The organism is Phyllobacterium sp. CCNWLW183, assembly GCF_037203775.1.
In the GTDB taxonomy this organism is placed as follows: domain Bacteria; phylum Pseudomonadota; class Alphaproteobacteria; order Rhizobiales; family Rhizobiaceae; genus Phyllobacterium; species Phyllobacterium ifriqiyense.
This window is the reverse complement of sequence record NZ_JBBCBN010000011.1, coordinates 27,001-44,679: the sequence shown is the minus strand read 5'-3', so window position 1 is coordinate 44,679 and position 17,679 is coordinate 27,001. Positions and strand designations below refer to the sequence as shown.

The window sequence follows — 17,679 nt, the reverse complement described above, 5'->3', positions numbered from 1 at the left end:
GCTTTTGCCAATTAGTGAATTTTGTCTAAGCCACACGCCGGACGGAATCCGGTATGTTCTCTTTTGTGTCGACCATCTTGTGGTCGACATGGTTTTCATCAAGAAATCTGCGCATTTCGCCATATGTTCGATACCAGGCGTCATTGTATTTATTGAACAATGTCTGATCCCAATAATCTTCAAGGCGAAACCTATCTCCGCTGAAGACATCGAAGCGGGGTATCTGGTAGGTTTCAGCGAACTCAACTGTGCGGCTGTCATAGGTAAAATAGATAGATGGCACCCCATTCGCCAAAGCCATAAGATTGCCGTGCAACCGGTAACCCAATACGAGATCTTTTGTCTGCACCAGTTTCTCATAGTCGGCCACAACGTCCGAATAGAAGAGTCGCTCGCGGTAAAGCTTCTCGATTGTATCGTCGAGATACCAGTCGGAAGCCCATCGATTGGCCTTCAGCGCCGCGATTGCATCTTCCTTCTGTTCATCAGTTCCCAATACAAGCTTTTTTTCCTCAATCTCGCCCTGCGCCATCAGCGTAACGTTGAATTTGTTTGCGGTATATTTGATCAAATCGCGATGAAATGTCAGATATCGCTCAATATTACGGGCATAGGCTGGTGAGACCTCCCGGCGCACGGTCAGGCCAACATTGCGGACATCTTCAAGCAGGGGCAAAGTGACCTTCAACGTGGGATCATTGCGCCGAAATGCAGTGGGACAGCCAACGATCCGAACGTTGTCAATGCCGATATCTTTGAGCACCTGCGCAGAATAGGCCCCTCGCACGCCAATGGATGCCGTTGAATCTGCCATGATCTTCAGGAGCGTCTTGAGATCTTCAGGCAGTTGTATCTGTCCTTCAACAGGAGCCTGTGCTCCAATGCCCCAGGCGATTACAGGCAGTCCAAGGCGCTTCAAAACCGCAATCGCATGTGGCCAGCCCATATGCTGATGAATGTAGTTCGACCCACGCAGAATCACGTAGTCATATTCTTCTTTCAACCGATCGATTTGATCAAAATTTGGCTCACCGAGCGGCAATTCCCGCAGCTTTTCGAAGTTCATCAGCTTGAGCGATGAGTCAAAGACAAAGGCATCGCCGATATTGTGATAATGGTCGATATATTTTTGAATATCACTGTGCTGGTACCAGCGAACATTATCGTGGTCGTAAACTTCGCCTGATGGGCTCATTACGAGTACACGTGCCATAGAGTATTCCTTTTTGTAACTTTGAAAGCAATCAGCTTGCTTGTGAAAGAACGACTTCGTTCGCTGCCACTGTCTGGGTTGAGCCTTGATGAACAGATCGGAGCAATTTTGCGTAAAGGGCAACGTGCTCTTCCGCACAATCGACATAGTTGGTCGGCTGTCGAATTGAGTGATGCAAGTGATCCCAAATGAGCGGGTCGCTCAAAACCTCGGTGAATCGGTCAGCAAGGTCTTCGGCACTCCGCACGCGGAAATGTAATCCATCTTGCCCATCCCGCACCTTTTCAGCCATGCCGCCAATATTTGAGCAGATAATAGGCCGACGATGATGCAAGGCTTCCTGAATAACGATCGGAGAATTCTCCCACCAGATGGAGGGCATCAACACCCAATCGACGGACTGCATCAGCCGAGGCATCTCGTTATTCTGGTAAGCTCCGTGAAATCGCACACGAGATCCTGCATCTGCAATGAGCTTTTCCATGCGCGTTCGAAATTCTGCGGGCTGCTTTTCAAGATTTCCGCCAAATATCATCAGCCTTGTATCTTCGCCCCAGACTTCCTCTGGCACTCGCGAGACCGCATCGATAAGCACATCAATGCCTTTAAATGGTGTAATCTGGCCGAAATATGCGAAGCGGTTCCGGCGTGGCTTCGGTCCGGAGAGTTCCCTCGGCGGCGTAACGCTATCAATCGACACGCCATTTTCAATGACATGCAGTTTTTCCGGATCCAGGCCCCATTCTGCATATTTTCCGGCAAGAAAACCGCTTGGTGAAACGAAGGCGTCTGCCAGTTCGAGCATTCCGCGCACAAACTTCTCACGCTTCAAAAATCGAGCTGGCGGAATATCAGGAAAACAGGCGTGGCAGTCGATAGGGGACGCTTCATGACAAAGTTTGGACGTACCAACTTTGACCATCTGTCCGTCATTGTTGCAGATAGAAAGGTATTCATGAAATGTCATCAATATGATTGCCTTGGGAAGCGCCTCGCGAATAGCATAAAGAGTTTCCAAACCAAGGCCCAATACATGGTGGAAATGCACCACATGTGGGTTGAGATCGCCGACAAAACGTAAAAGGTCGCGATGAATTTCGTCTGTGTTGTTGTTCGACAGATAAAAATGATCGTACTCGTCCGAATGAAACAGGATTTCATCGCTGGAACGCCGCAGGCTCATAAGTGCAGTCGTTCCGTGACGCGGTATCGGGTGTCCCGCGCGGGCAAGATATACGGATTGAACCCGTGGCAGGGCATTCAGGCCCTTGTGCAGATTATACGATGCAATTTCACCACCACCCAGCGAAATGTTCGGATGCGCGTGAGAAATTACCAGAACGCGGAGTTGTTCGGTCATGCCGGGCTCTCCGTTTTCAAAGTGTTTTCTTTCCCGAAACTCCTGGCCCATCGGCTGTCAAAAATCTGTCTGTCAATCCGCTCTATCAGCGCAACCGTGGAAGCTTTTTCAGAGACTATAATATCGTCAGAGCCCAGCATCTGGGCCGATGGCAACCAGTAGGATTTAAGACCTGACTGCTTCAACTTGAGTCCGAGGTCCAGGCCTTTTTCATGCGTTCCCATGTAGCCGCGTGTAAAGCCGTCCACTGAGAACAGCGCTTCTCGGGGCATGATACAACATTCAAATGTCGCCGTTGCCACTTCCGTCGTGGCCATGCCGGTCACCGCATCAATGGGATAGCCTGCGTAACGGCTGATCAAGGCGCGATCCGAATGCGCACCAGCCACCCATGTTCCGGCCCAGCGTATGGAATCATCTTCATATGCGAGGGTGGGCGAGAGAACACAATTCTTGCGCATCTCATAAGCCGTGAGCAATTTATTAAACCAACCCTTGTTCCTGGGAAGCAACGAGGCGGCGAGAAACACAACTGTTTCGCAAGACACTGCCCGCGCACCAACTTCAAGTGCATCGTAGAGATCCTCCGAGCCGCTTGCCGAAACCAGCCGGACACTTAGCTTGTAGAACTGCGCCAGTCTGCGCACCCGCACACCAATACGGTCTATAACGTCAGTTGCCCCGGCAATCACGACAGGCAAACCCCGGGTTTCGGGATCAAGCGCAAGCAAGGCTATAAGCGGTCCAACTTCTTCAACTCTCTCATCGATACCAATGATTAGCGCCGGACCCTCAATATCATCAAATGCTCCGACATCCGCGACACCGAAGATTTCCGGTGCAGGACGGCTCACATTGCGCAAAAGTGGTACAAGCTGTTGGTCGACTACGTGGCGAAGTGCCCATGCATTTGGGTCAATCGCACGGATCTGTCTGACAACAGCTTCTCGTGATGTGACCCGGATCGGTGTCAAAGGCAGAAAGGCGCGCCGCTGATCGCTGAGGCAAAGCTCGAGGTAAAACGGGGCGGTGCTGTCTCCTGATAGTTCCGGCGCAAAGGCAACAAATCCGTGAGCATGCCGATTTGGATCGAGACCAGCATTGAAAGGTGCCCGATTGTCGAATTCGGCGGTGACATCTGGCCTGTCGATACGGGTCCAGTTGCCATCAAGCTGGCACTCGCCGCGATGACGACGCAATTTTACGCTTTCGACATGACCGTCGGGATCAAGCAACCAGCCAGAAACCAGGAGGCCACTACCGTCGACGCGCAGGACATTATCAATGCCAGCGCGCACCGGAAGCGGCAAACCGGAAACGGTCTCAGTTCCGTCAAAGCGGTTGGCAGCCGAACGCATTCGAAGCAATATTTCTGTAGAACCTCTAACGCGCGGCAAAATTGCACGCACATGACTTGGCGTTTCCCGCGAACCGACAATCAGACGGCGATCATAGACTTCGGTGAAACGCCATCCGCGCCGTCCGCGAAAGAGCAGGCGTTCGATATCACTTGCTTCGACAGTTTCATTGGCAAGCAACAGTCCGGCAAAGCCCGAAGCTTGGTCGTTCAGATCCGGGCGGGCAAACACCGATATCACACATTCTGCCAGAGACGAAGCGCGTCCGCTGATGAAAAGCCGCGTCACTGATGGCGTGAGGTCTTGAGCCCAGCCTTGTACAAAGATTTCACCCTCATCACTGCCACCGATAAGCTCGACACATCCATCCGACCGCGCGCCCGCCTGTAGCAAGACGGTAATCGCCGCGAGCTTCTTTCGGCCTATGGGGCCGGAGATCAGGGCCTCCACAAGCCCGTCAATGACGGACGGGAGATTTGCCCCTGCCAGATCTGCGATCATGGCAATCAGATCGCCAACCGATGCGCCTCTATTGGCGAAAGTATAGCGCGTTACCTTTGCCTTATGCTGGAACATGATGGTTTTGAGCGAAGCCCGACGCAGTATGCCTGTAGGAAGAACTGCTACAAAACCATGGGTTCCTGCTGGCGAGGCATTTTTCAATGGCCAGCACACCAAGGTCGCCTTGAGGCTCAGGGCAGGGTCGCCATTGAGGAACACCGCCACGTGCTCCAGGTTGAAATTCCCTATGCCCATGACGAGCACCAGCGCATCGTCAACAGGGCAACCAACAACTATTTCGCCTTCCATGACAATGGAATGGTTTCCCGCTGGTTTGGCAGCGTTGGTTATCGGTAATATGTTCCTGTCATCGCGCAAGTGCATTACTCCCGAGTTCAGTGGAGTATCGTCAAGGAAACAAGGGCTCCCGCGGCAAAACCGACAAGAACAAAAAGCAGAAGGAACAGCGGCTTCACATCACCATTGGACCGCTTCTGCAGCGATTCAATACGCTTTTCCAAGCCTCCGACCACACCGTCAAGACGCATCAAATGTACATCTAGCTCGGTCAGACGATTATTTACGTCGCCCCGCATCGCTTCAATTGAACCGCCAATATCCAGGCCTTCGACAGACGAGCTACCGCTATTGCCATCAAGCACAGGCGCAGCACGTTGCAGAGACCTCTGGTTAACCTGCAGCTGACGTTGCGCTGCCATCAGCATGTCGAGCTTGTCCAATATCCGCGTCATTGGCGCAGCGATAAGTGCCTCTGCTGCCTGTTCGGCGGGTTTGGGGACACGCAAAACCTGTTCGACCCCTGAGGCACTGATAGCAACCACTACCAGTTCGGCCGCCCTTATCGAAGCAAATTGCGGCAACATGACATTGAAGGCATGCGCGCCATCACCGATGCCGCTTCGCTTCAAATCTGGGCGATCCTGATCAGCTGTTGCTTCGGCGATTGGTTTCCCATCCAGCAATACCCGGATGGTCACCCGCGCGGTGGGTGCAGATGGATCGAAGGCCCAGCCGTAAAGACGTCCATCGTCGACGGCGTCGACCCGGCCCTTCATCGGTTCTGTCTTCAGTGGTCGCGCATTATCTTGCACGGGTGCAGCAGGAGGCTGTGGTAAAGCCTGCGCTGGGACTTGTGTCGCTATAGACATGATCTTCCTTTCAGGCGGCTGCCACACGATCCGAGCGCAATGTCCCGATCAAGTCGAGATACTTCGCTGCCGATGTGGCAATGGTGTCGGGATGGCGTGCGCGACTGGAAAGCTGCTGACGCAGGTCGCCGTCTTCCGCGATACGCCGGATAGCTGAAGCCAGTGCCATAGGATCGTTGGGAGTGACGGTCAGACCGTTTACTTCGTCCTCGATTGCCTCGGCCATGCCTCCGATATTACTGGTAATCACCGGGCAATTGAGGCCCTGGGCTTCCTGGATGACCAAAGGCGCATTTTCCCACCAAATCGAAGGCATGATTGCACAATCAACAGTGGCAATGAGCTTGCCAATATCCTCGCGCCGATAGGCTCCACGTCGCTGGACGAAAGGGTACGTCTCGGCGAACAACCGGTCTATGTCGGCAATAAAGGTCTCACTTTGGAATGGCGCCGCGCCATGGACCCGCAACTCAAAGTCCAATCCTTCGGAAATCAGCTGCTTTGCTGCTTCAAGCAAAACCGTGGTGCCTTTCCACGGATTAAGGTTGCCGAAATAACCAAAGACCGGCTTGGGGCGGGTTGTCTCTGATGGTTTGACCGGCGCACGTTCGGGCTGTCCATTCGGTATCACGCTAATAAGATGTTCTGACAAACCCCAATCAACATAACGCTGCTTCAGAAACGCGCTTGGTGAAACAAAGCTGTCCACTGTGCTTAGCAGCGATTTCAAATGCCGCTCCCGTAAAACAAACTTGTCGAGCGCGATCTCTTTAAAGCAGCTATGGCAACGGTCAGGACTTGCGCCGTAGCAAAGTTCTTTGTTTGTGGTCCGAACCATCAGACCATCATGATGGCAGATTGGGTAATAATCATGCAGCGTCATGACGATACGGCAATCGGGAAGTGTGCGTCTGACGATGTGCGGAAATTCGGCACCGAGCAACAGCAGGTGATGCAGATGAACGACATCTGGCCGAAAATCGCGAAGCAGTTCCACAATATCCGGCACAATTCCATAAAGATCGACTTGGCTCATGAAGAAACGGTCGAAATGACCAGACCAAAGAAGAATTTCGTCGCCAGTGGTGCCGATACTCTGGAAACTGGTTCCAGGGCGAGCTTCACGGTGAATATGATTGGTTGCGCCCAAAAAAAGCGCGTCGCAGCCAGCCCGTTGATACGCCCGAAACAAATCGTGCGCAAAAATCTCCGTCCCGCCAGGATGGAGGGAGGGATGATTGTGGGCAGCAACGAGAACCTTCATCGGCGGATCCCGTCTTTTTCTGCAACAAACAGATCCTGATAATGATCCGACGAAACACCGCGCCAATGACCGAATGATTTAAGGACAGTGTTCAAACCGGCGCCAGTAATCGCTCGGTCCAGAAAGCCATCATCGAAACCCACAGCTGCAAGCGGCGGCAGTTCCGGTACGAACCAGCACGGTCCATTGTCATAGCGTTGAAACCCAAGCCGGGCGTCACGCTTCTTGGAAACATTTTCCTGTGCCACCTTGTCGACGACAAATGCGGTCATGAAGAGACGGCCACCAGGAGCAAGAAGGCGCTCGATTTCGCGCAAATAAGCGCTGACTTCTTCATCCGGCAGGTGGGTGACGATCGAGGTCATGATGATGAAATCGAACTGATTTCCATCGTAAGGAAGGACAAGCTCAAGGCCATCGATGGCGCCTTTTGGATTGTACAGGTTATGCGCAATATCCACGTGGCGAAATTCGAAGTTTGAATAGATGGGGCTAAGTTTTTGATTGCACCATTCTATACCGCCAGCCACGGGATCAATACCGCAATAAGTGCCTTTTTCGTAGTCGAGATACTGCGTGAGCGGCACCGCCATGCGTCCGATGCCACATCCGATATCCAATATGCGGTCTGTTTTTTCCAGTCCGCCCTTTCGAATGAAATGGCCGAGAAATTCAGCGCCGACGGCCTGATAACTGCCGTCCCCAACAAATATGCTCTCAAGCTCGGGGGAGGGGAGAAACCGGTTCTTCAACACGGTCTCCATCAGCCATTCAACGTAATCATTATCATAGACCCGGACATGATCGGCTGGTGATTGTTTGAGTGCGATGACCTCGGTCAAGCGGCGCTCCTTTCCGACTTGTTACTAACAAAAGGTGTGACCGTATCCTCGTCAGTCTCGTCGAGATAACTCGTCATCAATTCTGAAATGTCGCGGTTCCAGCGCTGCGTATGCAGCCATGAATTGTACTGGCTGGCCAAGCCCCGCATATAATCAGAACTCCGGCGTATTGACCGGCGCTCGAAGTGGTAAAGTGCGACGTTCGGCTCATAGGCAATCTGGAATCCTATCTGGCGGATTTTAAGGCAAAGGTCGCTGTCCTCGTAATCGCCGATCACATAGTCTTCCGTAAAACCTCCAACGAGGTCGTAAATATCCTTTCGCGTAACGAGGCACGCGCCTGTTACACCTGGCACAAAGCGGGCGACCCGAGCTGGCGCATAGTCCCCCGGCATTCCTTTGTAAAAATGGTGATTGAGCCATACTCCGCGCTGATCCCGGGCGAAATAAAGGCCTGCATGTTGCAAAGAACCGTCTTCAAACAGCAATTTGGGTCCGACAGCGCCAAGTTTTTTCTGTTTGAATAGCGGATTGATAAGTTCATCCAGCCACCCCGCCTTGCAGGGAACGACATCTGAATTCAACATCACCAGTATCGTGCCATTGGCGAGGCTGGCGCCGGCGTTGCATGCCCGCGCATAACCGCCATTGCGGTTCATCGTTGCAAGCTTCATGGGCAGATCGTGAAGAATGTGCAGTCCACCCAGCATGTGCTCGGTATCGTCCTGAATTTCAGGGGAATCGAGCACGAAAATGATTTCGGCGTTCTCGACGAGCCAGGGATCTGTTGCCATAGCGGAAAGTTGGAAACGCAGAAAATCGAGATTCCGGTACAAAGGAATAACAAGGGAAACCAACGGTGATTCCGGCATAATACCGTAATCCTTCACGTCGGCGATCTTGACCATTCTTCCTATCTTTTGCTCGACCTCCCGCAGGGCTGGCGCCAGAATTCTTTCAAAAACCTGCGCCTTGGCATGCTGTGGCGGGACAGCGCGTAATATACAGTTGCGCTGAGCACCAGCCTCAAAGGGCTGCATCTGTGGCACAAGTGCAGAGGTTGCACCCGAAATCAGCCGCATTTGGAACCGCGGCTGCAACAGCGGCCCAAGATTGTTGACCTGCGGAAGCCAGGCAGCAAAACCTGTCACGTCAGACCGTGATCCGTCCTCACCTTTTCCAGTTTTGCCTGGAAAACTGTAGAAGTTTGGCTTCAGTGGAAGGGCTGTTCCATCTTCGGTTACGTATTCGATACCGGCGAGCATACCGGACGGATCGTTCGTCCAGCCCCCAACCAATAAGCCGCCATCCAGTGCCAGCGCCAGATCAATTTCGCCGGAAGGCTGAGTAGCAGATTTACCGATTTGACGGGCAGGGAGCGGAGCCCTTATCTGCATGTCGATTGCGGTCGCGATGCCGGCGCCAGGCACCTTTGCAAGATGGCGTACCAGAAAGGCGCGCAAACTTGCATCCCCCTGTTTTTTTCCCCACCACTTCTGGAAATCCGAGGCACTGGCATTGTCGGAGAGCTTGCGCACGGCAACGCCATTCTTGCCTGAAATAACCAGTCGAAACGATTGGGGAAGGGCGCGGGCGGATTCCACAAGCAGGTGGCATTGTTGCAGGCCCTTTTTGACCGCAGGGCCAATAACCAGCTTCACCGGCAGTGAAATGACCGAATTGCCGCTGATACCATATATGGCGGTAACAGCTCCAAGGTCCGGGTTGAGACCGGTCTCCAGCAAATGGAGGCCATCAATTGGCTGTCCACAACTGCGCACTTCCCGCGGCTCGGGTGTAAGTGCCACTGTGACCTCGCGAGCGACGCCGGCAAAAATTGAGTTCTGCGAAAGGCGAAAGGCACTTCGCCACGTGCCGAGCAGGTTGTTGAGGAGTTTGACCTGTCCGCCCGAGCCGATATTGCTCAAGGCACGCTCTATATCAAAGGCACCCAGCTCGGAAGCTGGATAGAGCATTACTTCCTGGTCTGAGGTCGAATTGCCATTGGAAAGCCTCAGCGAAACGGGATCGGCCTTCGTCCGCATTGCCCAGAACATACGCTGACCACCCGTTTCGAGCGGCATGCTGAGGCTGACGAGGGGCACCAAAGGATTTGATGCTTCGATAGTGCATTTTGTCAGCGCTTTGGAGGAAGCTGGAATATCCCATATTACAACAGCCACGTCGGCGCAAAGGCGCGAGATCGAAAGGTCCTGTGGGTAATCTTCAATTTCCGTTGAATGGTCTAGGTGCAACAAATTGCCCTTTCACTCACTGCGCAACGCGAGAAAAAAAGCGTGCCCTGTGGGAGACAGGGCACGCCATAAATCGATATTAATGAACGACGAAGAAATCGCCTGGGTTTGCGAGTACATCGTCAGCGTTCACACCAACCAGTGTGACAGAGTCGCCATTGCCGAGATCGACAACTACGTCACCACCAACCTGGGTAACATGGGAAGCCACATCGTCAGCCGAGTGGATATCCGTTCCATTAATGCCACTCGAAATCTGGAGATGATCCTGACCTGGAGTGAAATCGAGCACGACGTCGTTGCCGCCGCCGCCATTGAAGACAAACGTATCGCTGCCTGCACCACCGATGAGTGTATCATCGCCAGCACCGCCAGAAAGGATATCGTTTCCAGCACCGCCAGAAAGGATGTCATCACCTTGCCCGCCGAACAGAATGTCATTGCCTGCACCGCCGAGAAGAACATCGTCTCCACGACCGCCAAACAGAACATCGCTGCCGTCATTGCCGGTCAAGACGTCGTTGCCATTATCGCCGAACAGGATGTCACTACCGGCGCCACCGAAAATGGAGTCATTTCCGTTGCCGCCGAACAGGAGATCATCCCCATCATCGCCGAATATTGTGTCACTTCCGTTCCCACCAAAAACAACGTCATCACCGCCACGGGCGTGGATGAAGTCATCAAAACGGGAGCCAAACAAAACGTCGTCGTAGGCGCCGCCTTCTAAAGTGGCCATCTGCTTCTCCTTTGTTGTCCTGCATTGAGTTTATGCATTGCCGGAAAAATACCCCGGCGATCGAGTGCTTTGACGATTGTGCGCTGCACCAAATCGAAATGCAACATATGTTATGAATATAAATGTGGCAATCTATAGTAACAATTTATTACATGAATGTATTACGACATATTTATATTAGACTTATAATTGCGGTTTATACTCAATATACTTTAGTTATGCATCCTTATTAGGCGTAAATTATTTTTAATTTTGAAGTATCCTCAAAAACATCAGCTGTACCAGCGCTTTCCGGCTAATCTTCCCTGAAGGCACGGTTGAAACTGTCGGTGATTGGGCCAGCGATGTAATCAATCGCTCGACGTGACTTGTGCACAATCAGGATTTCTGCAGGCATGCCTGGATAGAGCTTGATGGACGGATTGGCTGTCAGCGACTGGGGAGAAATTTCCGCCCGTGCCACAAAGTAGGCCGTTTCGCTTTTTTCATCGATAAGCTGGTCAGCGGCAACATAGGTCACCTTTCCATCAAGCGGCGAAAGGGATCGTTGATTAAACGCCGTCAATTTGACCTGAACTGCAGAATTCACAGCAACGCCATCAATATCGCGTGGACTGATCTTCATTTCGACCACCATCGGCTCGTTTTCCGGAACAATATCAAGAATTGCTTCGCCGGCTGCAACAACACCGCCCGGTGTACGCAGACGAATATTGTCGACGATACCGGCCTGTGGCGAACGTATCTCGACCCGGCGCATGACATCTTTGGCAGCGACAATTCGCTCTTCGGTGTCAGCAAGATCAGTCTGGCTGGTGGTAATTTCACCTGCAATCTCTGATTGCACATCACTTTCAATGCCGGTTAGCGAAAACTCGGCACCTGCTTTGGCCTGTTCCGCTTTGGCCTTATCGCCGGCATATTCACCACGTTGGCCGGCAAGTTCGCTTAGCCGGGTATCGATCTCCGTAAGTTTGGATTTTTGGGCAAAACCCTTTTTGACCAAGCTGGCGATTGCATCGCGCTGTTCGGTGATAAGGGCAATCTGTCGATCTGTGGCTACGATCTGTGCCTCTGATGCCTTTGCCTGCTCGGTATATTGTTCAATGGTTTTTTGCTGAACATCGATGCGACTTGTCTTTTGGGACGAGCGCTTTTGGAAAAATATCTGCTCGGCTTTCATGGCATTTTGTGCCGTGACATCATCAGCTGCACCAAAATCTTTTGGAAACTCGATTTCAGTAGCGCCCGCCTGCTCCGCCCGCAGGCGAGCAAGCTTTGCGATCAATCCAACGCGGCGGCTTTGCAGAGATTGCAACTCCGAGCGGGCCTTTGTGTTGTCCAACCTTACCAGCGGCTGCCCAACTTTGACGACGTCGCCTTCCTGGACCAACAAGCGATCAAGGATACCACCTTCAAAATGACTGATGGTTTTACGCTTTGAATCAACGATTACCGTTCCAAGCGCAACAGCAGCGCTGCCAAGCTCAGCCGAGTAAGCCCAGCCAAAAAAACCACCAAATGCGATGGCTATCGTTGCAACACCGGCAATGATCAGCCTGCGTAGAGGGCTCTTTGCATCTTCCTGCTCGAGGTCGGTGACCCATTCAGGGCGAACCGTGCCAAATTTCGTAGGCAGATTGTCGCCGGTCGATGCGGCGCGCGGGGCAAGCAATTGGGAAACCCGTTTGGGCAGATTGATTTTGTCGGTCATGATGCAGTCGCTCTCTTAGGACCGGTCGGTGTTATCGAGGCAACAACATCCGTGCGCGGCCCGAACTGGGTAATACGGCCGTCCTCAAGGACGAGAAGCTTGTCCGCCACCTGCATAATCGTGGGTCTATGAGCTATCATGATCACGATCGCACCATCATCGCGCGCCTGTTCTATGGCCCGCATCAATGCTCTCTCGCCCACGGCATCAAGATTGGCATTGGGTTCATCCAACACGATAAGGCGGGGGCGGTTGTAAAGGCAGCGAGCGAGGCCAATCCGCTGGCGTTGACCACCTGACAGCGTTAAACGCCCGTCGCCCACAGGCGTATCATAACCCAGCGGCAGTCTTCCGATCATCTCATGAACATCTGCAAGCCTCGCGGCCTCTAGAACACGGTGGGGGTCACTGTCGCCCATGCGTGCGATGTTGTCCTTGATCGTTCCTTCAAGCAGCGCCACTGACTGCGGCAAGTAGCCGGCAATTTCGCCAAATGAGCCGCGCTCCCACAAATACACGTTGTTGCCATCGAGGAAGACGCCTCCTGACGTGGGCTTCACGATGCCGATCATCAGCCGGGCAAGCGTCGACTTGCCGGCAGCCGAAGGCCCGACAATACCGAGAACCTCTCCGGGTGAAAGAGCAAATGAGATGCCCTTGATAATTGGCATTTCGACACCAGGCGCGGCATAGACCAACCTGTCCACGATAAGATCTCCATGGGGCCTGGGGGTCGGCATTGTTTGTCGCACTGCGAGATTCTGGGCCAGCAAGGATTGAATCCGCTGCCAGTTTCCAATTGCGTTTACCCATTGCCGCCAGGTCTCAACGACCTGATCAAACGGCATGAGAAGTCGTCCGACAATGATACTGGTGGCGATCATCGCGCCAGGCGAAATTTCTTGCTCCATGGCCAGCAATGTGCCGGCGCCGAGCGTTACCACCTGGATCATGAACCGTAATGTGCGAGTGATGGATGTCATGGCACGGCTGCGGCTGCCGCCAAGGTCAAGCAAATCCAGGGCATTCATCTGCAGGCCACGCCAGCGACGGGCCAAAGCAGGTAGCATACCCATGGCTTCAATCGCTTCAGCATGGCGCAATGTTGCACCGATCTTGGAGATTGCCTCGATATTCGCCTGATTGGCGTCTTTCACCAGATTGCGTGTCATCAAATCCGTCACGACACCGCAGCAGATCAGAATGATGACTGCCACAATACCAATAATGCCAAAGACGGGATGCAGCAAAAACAGGACTCCAAGAAAAATAGGAGACCAAGCTGCATCAAGCGGAGCACTTACCGCTGACGATGTCAGAAACGAACGCAACTCGGTCAAGTCACGCAGGGATTGCGTTGCTTTTGGAAGCCCCTGATCAACCGAGGCTTGTACCGCTGCGGTTAAAACCGGAAGGTTGAGCCGACGAACCAATGCGCTGCCCATTGCCTGAAATGAGAGAGCGCGGATGAACTCCAAAATTCCGAAAACAATCAACGCGCCAATCGCAAGAATCGTTAGCATCAACAACGTATCTGTGCTGCGGCTATTCAATACACGGTCATGAACCTGCAGCATATAAAGCGGTACTGTCAGCTGCAAAATGTTGATGCATGCACTGAGCAAAACAGCATAAAGCAGCCCCGCCAAGAATACCCGGCGGGCTTTGAAAATAAGGGTTTGAGGCGTGGGCACCGTAGGTGTCATCGCTTTTTTTCCAACATTGCTATTGCCATTCTCATTGATTTGACGAGTATCTACCATACACTTCTGCCTTGGAAATGACACAGCCGCGGTTTAGCTCCTACGACCTTGGTCTAAGGCCATAGACTAGTAAAGTAATACTGCGCAGAATGTGACAGAAAAAAGTTCTTACGGTGGGGAAATATTCGAAGGAGAACCGAAAACATACTTGTAACTTACTTCAAATTTTGAAGTAAACTTGATCATGGAGACCAAGATGATACAAAAACTTCTGCACGAAGAAGTGGAAGTCGAAACATCTATTGACGGCTATGATGCCGCCAATTTCCCCGAAATTACCGCAGAAAAACAGGGACATAGACATCCAGTTCATACAGTGGTTGTAACGCATTTTGAACTGGCAAGAATGATTGAGAGGGTCAATCGGAGGTTCGCGAGTTTGCTCAGGACAGAGATGACAAAACTCGGCGTTGAAGATGTTGGGCCAGCTCAGGCAATGGTTCTTCTTGCCATCGGCGACGTTGAACTTTCGGTTGGAGAACTACTGGACCGCGGCCATTATGTCGGCTCCAACATCTCCTATTACCTGAAGCAGCTTGCCGATGGTGGATATATCGACAGGGTAGCATCACAGCGCGACAAGCGATCCGCGAGGATTCGTTTGACGGAAAAAGGCGAACAGCTTTGCGCCAATTTGCGCGACGCTGGCGGTGCTTATAATCGGGTTCTTGCGCGGGATGATAGTGACCTGCGCAATCTAGAGATTGCATTTCAAACATTGCATCGGCTTGAACTGGTATGGGGTAATGCTGCACGTTACGGCATTTAACAATCAAGTGGTGTGCCGTAACGGTCGGAAAGGACTGAAATCATGCATGTGGCATTCGTGCACAGACGTGGCTTTGGTCAATTTTCTGCTCTGGCTGAAAATCTTGCTTCCAGTGGGCATGATGTCAGCCTCGTTTGTGAAACTGTAGACCGACGCCTCCCATCGGTCCGCGTAGTCAGACACAGGGCAGAACCCGGCCCTCGATCGGATACTCAGATGGCAAAACATCTGGGTATACCGGATCACCATGTTCGGATCGGGCACCGGGTTGCTGAAACATTTGAGGCCATGATACGTCATGACCAGCGACCAGACATTGTTGTCGGTCACATAGGCTGGGGCAGCATGATGTTTGTAAAAGACGTGCTGCCACAGGTACCTGCGATAGGATATTGCGAATTTTTCTACAGGGCAGAGGGTGCTGATGTTGGGTTTGCACCCGACGACTTACCCGACGCGGATACACGCAAGCGCTTGCGTCTGCGCAATATCGCCCAGCTCATCTCGCTCGAAGCCCTGGATGGCGGCATTAGCCCTACACAATGGCAAAAGAGCCTCTATCCCACGTCTGCACAAAACCGCATCGCGGTCTGCCACGAAGGCGTTGACACTCAACGCTTTCGTCCAGACCGCAACGCCTCGCTGCGTCTTCCCGACGGGCGCGTTTTGCGGGCAGGGGATCCGCCGATCATCACATTCGTCGCCCGCGATCTGGAACCTTATCGCGGCTTCCCGCAAGCACTTGAAGCGGCATCGAAGGTTCTGGCCAAGAATTCCGACGCTCTTTTTATCTTTGTGGGCGGCGATGGCGTAAGCTATGGCAAGCCGCCGCCAGGTGGAGGTACATGGAAAGAGGTTATGCTGGCGCAGCACAATGTCCCGGCTGACCGAGTCTTGTTTACTGGTCCAATCTCACATGATCTTCTTCGTCAGCTGTATCAAATTTCCACAGCGCATATCTATTTAACCTACCCGTTCGTTCTCTCCTGGTCCGTGGTGGAGGCCATGGCCTGTGGCGCTCTGATCATTGGCTCGGACACTCCTCCGGTGCAGGAGATCATTCGATCGGGGAAAAATGGCTTACTTGTGCCGTTTTATGATACCGACGCTTTGGCCGACACCCTTTTACGTGTTTTGCACAAGCCAGACGATTATATGCCATTGCGTATCGCTGCCCGCAGAACAGTCGAACATCGCTTCCAACTTACGGATTGTCTGACACGTCAAAAAGCTTTGATTGGGTCAATTGCCAAGGCAGGTTGAGTATTTGACAATTGCTATCCCTGATAGCCGCGGCTTTTCCGCCCTGAACCTCACCTGTGCTGGCCTCCGCATGTAGCTGCCCATAAATCAGTTCAAAAGCAGGTCTGTCTTTGTCAAAATCGCGTAACAGTGCTAACCATCGCGCATCTCGTAGGCAGGTATGGCAATGAACGAAGCCAAGATCGCAGAAATTGAAACCTGGCTGGACATGCAAGGGCTCTCCGGCGCCAGCGAAACAGAACTTATGAATGGGTTTTGCCAGCGCTGTCTTGATGCTGGAATCCGGCTTGAGCGAGCAAATGCATTTGTCGACACGCTGCACCCCATCTACGAAGGCCGGGTTTTTCTATGGCGCAGGGAAGGGCAGGTCGAGCGCGCGATCATTGAATATGGTTCTTCGCAGGAGGGTGAAAGCGCAAGCAACTGGCAGACATCAACCTTTTACAGCATGTTGAATGCGGGCGACGATGAAATGCGCGTGCAGCTGGGACGGGAAAAAGACTTGGGATTCCCGCATTTGCTCACGCTCAAAGGCGAAGGCTGCACTGATTATCTCGCGCTCATAAATCGCTTCTCTTCTGAAGGCACTATCGGCGAAATGGATTGCTTTTATTCCTCCTGGTCTACCGATGACCCACAGGGTTTCCGTGCAGAGGATCTGGTGGCGATCCGTCGAATGGTGCGAGGACTGGGATTGGCCATAAAGTGCGCCTCGCTGACCCGTATCGTCCAGACCTTGGCCGATGTCTATCTAGGTCATGATGCCGCTAAGCGTGTCCTTGCCGGACGCATCAATCGAGGTGCCGCGGAGCGTATTGAAGCGGTCCTGTGGTATTCGGATCTGAGAGGCTATACACGCATTTCAGATACAGCATCGCCCGATGCAATCATTCCCATGCTGAATGATTATGCGGAAGCAGTCATATCCTCGATACACGAAACGGGCGGCGACGTACTCAAGCTTATGGGAGACGGTATTCTTGCAATCTTTACCAACGGCAACTCTGCTCAGGATTGTGCAGCAGCGCTAGAAGCTGAATATTTGCTACGCAAACGCCTTGTCACGCTTAACCAAGTTCGCCACGCGGATGGTGCTCCAGCAACCGATGTCTATCTTGGCCTTCACATCGGAGAGGTATTCTACGGTAATATTGGGAGTGATACGCGCCTCGACTTTACAGTTGTCGGTCCCGCGGTAAACGAAGTCAGTCGCATCGCATCAATGTGTCGCTCGGTTGACCAGGACATATTGATTTCCGATAGTTTTGCCGAAGCTTTGCCAAGCGAATTGCGAGACCAACTCGTCTCCGTCGGGCGTTATGCGTTGCGGGGAGTGGGACGTGCCCAGGAGCTCTTTACCCTTGATCGAGCCAGGTCTGGACGCCTGTAGTCATTTTCACAACCTATGCGCCTCCGCATTTGATTTGGCAACTTCGTAAATCTGACGCCATTATTGCGCCGCGTCGACT

General features: G+C 52.6%; 13 protein-coding genes. 3 read left to right on the top strand and 10 right to left on the bottom strand.

The genetic code is table 11. The features are described from left to right. Positions 1-25 precede the first annotated feature (25 nt). From V9K95_RS21810 to V9K95_RS21765, 10 genes are all read right to left on the bottom strand, one after another. The gene (locus V9K95_RS21810; RefSeq protein WP_336442232.1) at positions 26-1,213 is read right to left on the bottom strand and encodes a polysaccharide pyruvyl transferase family protein; all 1,188 of its coding nucleotides are present in this window, start codon (positions 1,211-1,213) and stop codon (positions 26-28) included. Between the two features lie 31 nt (positions 1,214-1,244). Continuing rightward, the gene (locus tag V9K95_RS21805; RefSeq protein WP_336442231.1) at positions 1,245-2,573 is read right to left on the bottom strand and encodes a glycosyltransferase family 4 protein; all 1,329 of its coding nucleotides are present in this window, start codon (positions 2,571-2,573) and stop codon (positions 1,245-1,247) included. Then, positions 2,570-4,810: a hypothetical protein gene (locus V9K95_RS21800; RefSeq protein ID WP_337345123.1), complete on the bottom strand. Its 2,241-nt coding sequence runs from the start codon at positions 4,808-4,810 to the stop codon at positions 2,570-2,572. The genes V9K95_RS21805 and V9K95_RS21800 overlap by 4 nt, the downstream gene beginning before the upstream one ends. Positions 4,811-4,827: 17 nt before the next feature. Next, complete coding sequence (locus tag V9K95_RS21795; RefSeq protein ID WP_336442229.1) at positions 4,828-5,601, bottom strand: hypothetical protein; 774 nt, start codon at positions 5,599-5,601, stop codon at positions 4,828-4,830. 10 nt (positions 5,602-5,611) lie between these two features. After that, the gene (locus V9K95_RS21790) at positions 5,612-6,865 is read right to left on the bottom strand and encodes a glycosyltransferase family 4 protein (protein ID WP_336442228.1); all 1,254 of its coding nucleotides are present in this window, start codon (positions 6,863-6,865) and stop codon (positions 5,612-5,614) included. Beyond that, positions 6,862-7,707, bottom strand: a complete 846-nt coding sequence (locus V9K95_RS21785; protein ID WP_115054043.1) for a class I SAM-dependent methyltransferase — start codon at positions 7,705-7,707, stop codon at positions 6,862-6,864. The genes V9K95_RS21790 and V9K95_RS21785 overlap by 4 nt, the downstream gene beginning before the upstream one ends. Then, positions 7,704-9,962: a glycosyltransferase family 2 protein gene (locus tag V9K95_RS21780; protein ID WP_336442227.1), complete on the bottom strand. Its 2,259-nt coding sequence runs from the start codon at positions 9,960-9,962 to the stop codon at positions 7,704-7,706. Before V9K95_RS21780 ends, V9K95_RS21785 begins: the two co-directional genes overlap by 4 nt. A 79-nt stretch (positions 9,963-10,041) precedes the next feature. Next, positions 10,042-10,701 carry a calcium-binding protein gene (locus V9K95_RS21775; protein ID WP_115054044.1) on the bottom strand — a complete coding sequence of 220 codons (660 nt, stop codon included), beginning with the start codon at positions 10,699-10,701 and terminating at the stop codon, positions 10,042-10,044. A gap of 295 nt (positions 10,702-10,996) precedes the next feature. Further along, positions 10,997-12,415 (bottom strand): HlyD family type I secretion periplasmic adaptor subunit, encoded by a 1,419-nt coding sequence (locus V9K95_RS21770; protein ID WP_336442226.1) that lies wholly within the window; start codon positions 12,413-12,415, stop codon positions 10,997-10,999. Then, positions 12,412-14,121, bottom strand: coding sequence for a type I secretion system permease/ATPase (locus V9K95_RS21765; RefSeq protein WP_336442225.1), 1,710 nt, complete (start codon positions 14,119-14,121; stop codon positions 12,412-12,414). The genes V9K95_RS21770 and V9K95_RS21765 overlap by 4 nt, the downstream gene beginning before the upstream one ends. A gap of 256 nt (positions 14,122-14,377) precedes the next feature. On the opposite strand from V9K95_RS21765, the gene V9K95_RS21760 reads away from it, so the two are divergent. The 3 genes from V9K95_RS21760 to V9K95_RS21750 all read left to right on the top strand — a co-directional run bounded on the left by V9K95_RS21760 (position 14,378) and on the right by V9K95_RS21750 (position 17,600). After that, positions 14,378-14,947, top strand: a complete 570-nt coding sequence (locus V9K95_RS21760) for a MarR family transcriptional regulator (RefSeq protein ID WP_336442282.1) — start codon at positions 14,378-14,380, stop codon at positions 14,945-14,947. Between the two features lie 42 nt (positions 14,948-14,989). Beyond that, positions 14,990-16,210, top strand: a complete 1,221-nt coding sequence (locus V9K95_RS21755; RefSeq protein ID WP_336442224.1) for a glycosyltransferase family 4 protein — start codon at positions 14,990-14,992, stop codon at positions 16,208-16,210. 166 nt (positions 16,211-16,376) lie between these two features. Continuing rightward, positions 16,377-17,600 (top strand): adenylate/guanylate cyclase domain-containing protein, encoded by a 1,224-nt coding sequence (locus V9K95_RS21750; protein ID WP_307277664.1) that lies wholly within the window; start codon positions 16,377-16,379, stop codon positions 17,598-17,600. Positions 17,601-17,679: the final 79 nt, after the last annotated feature.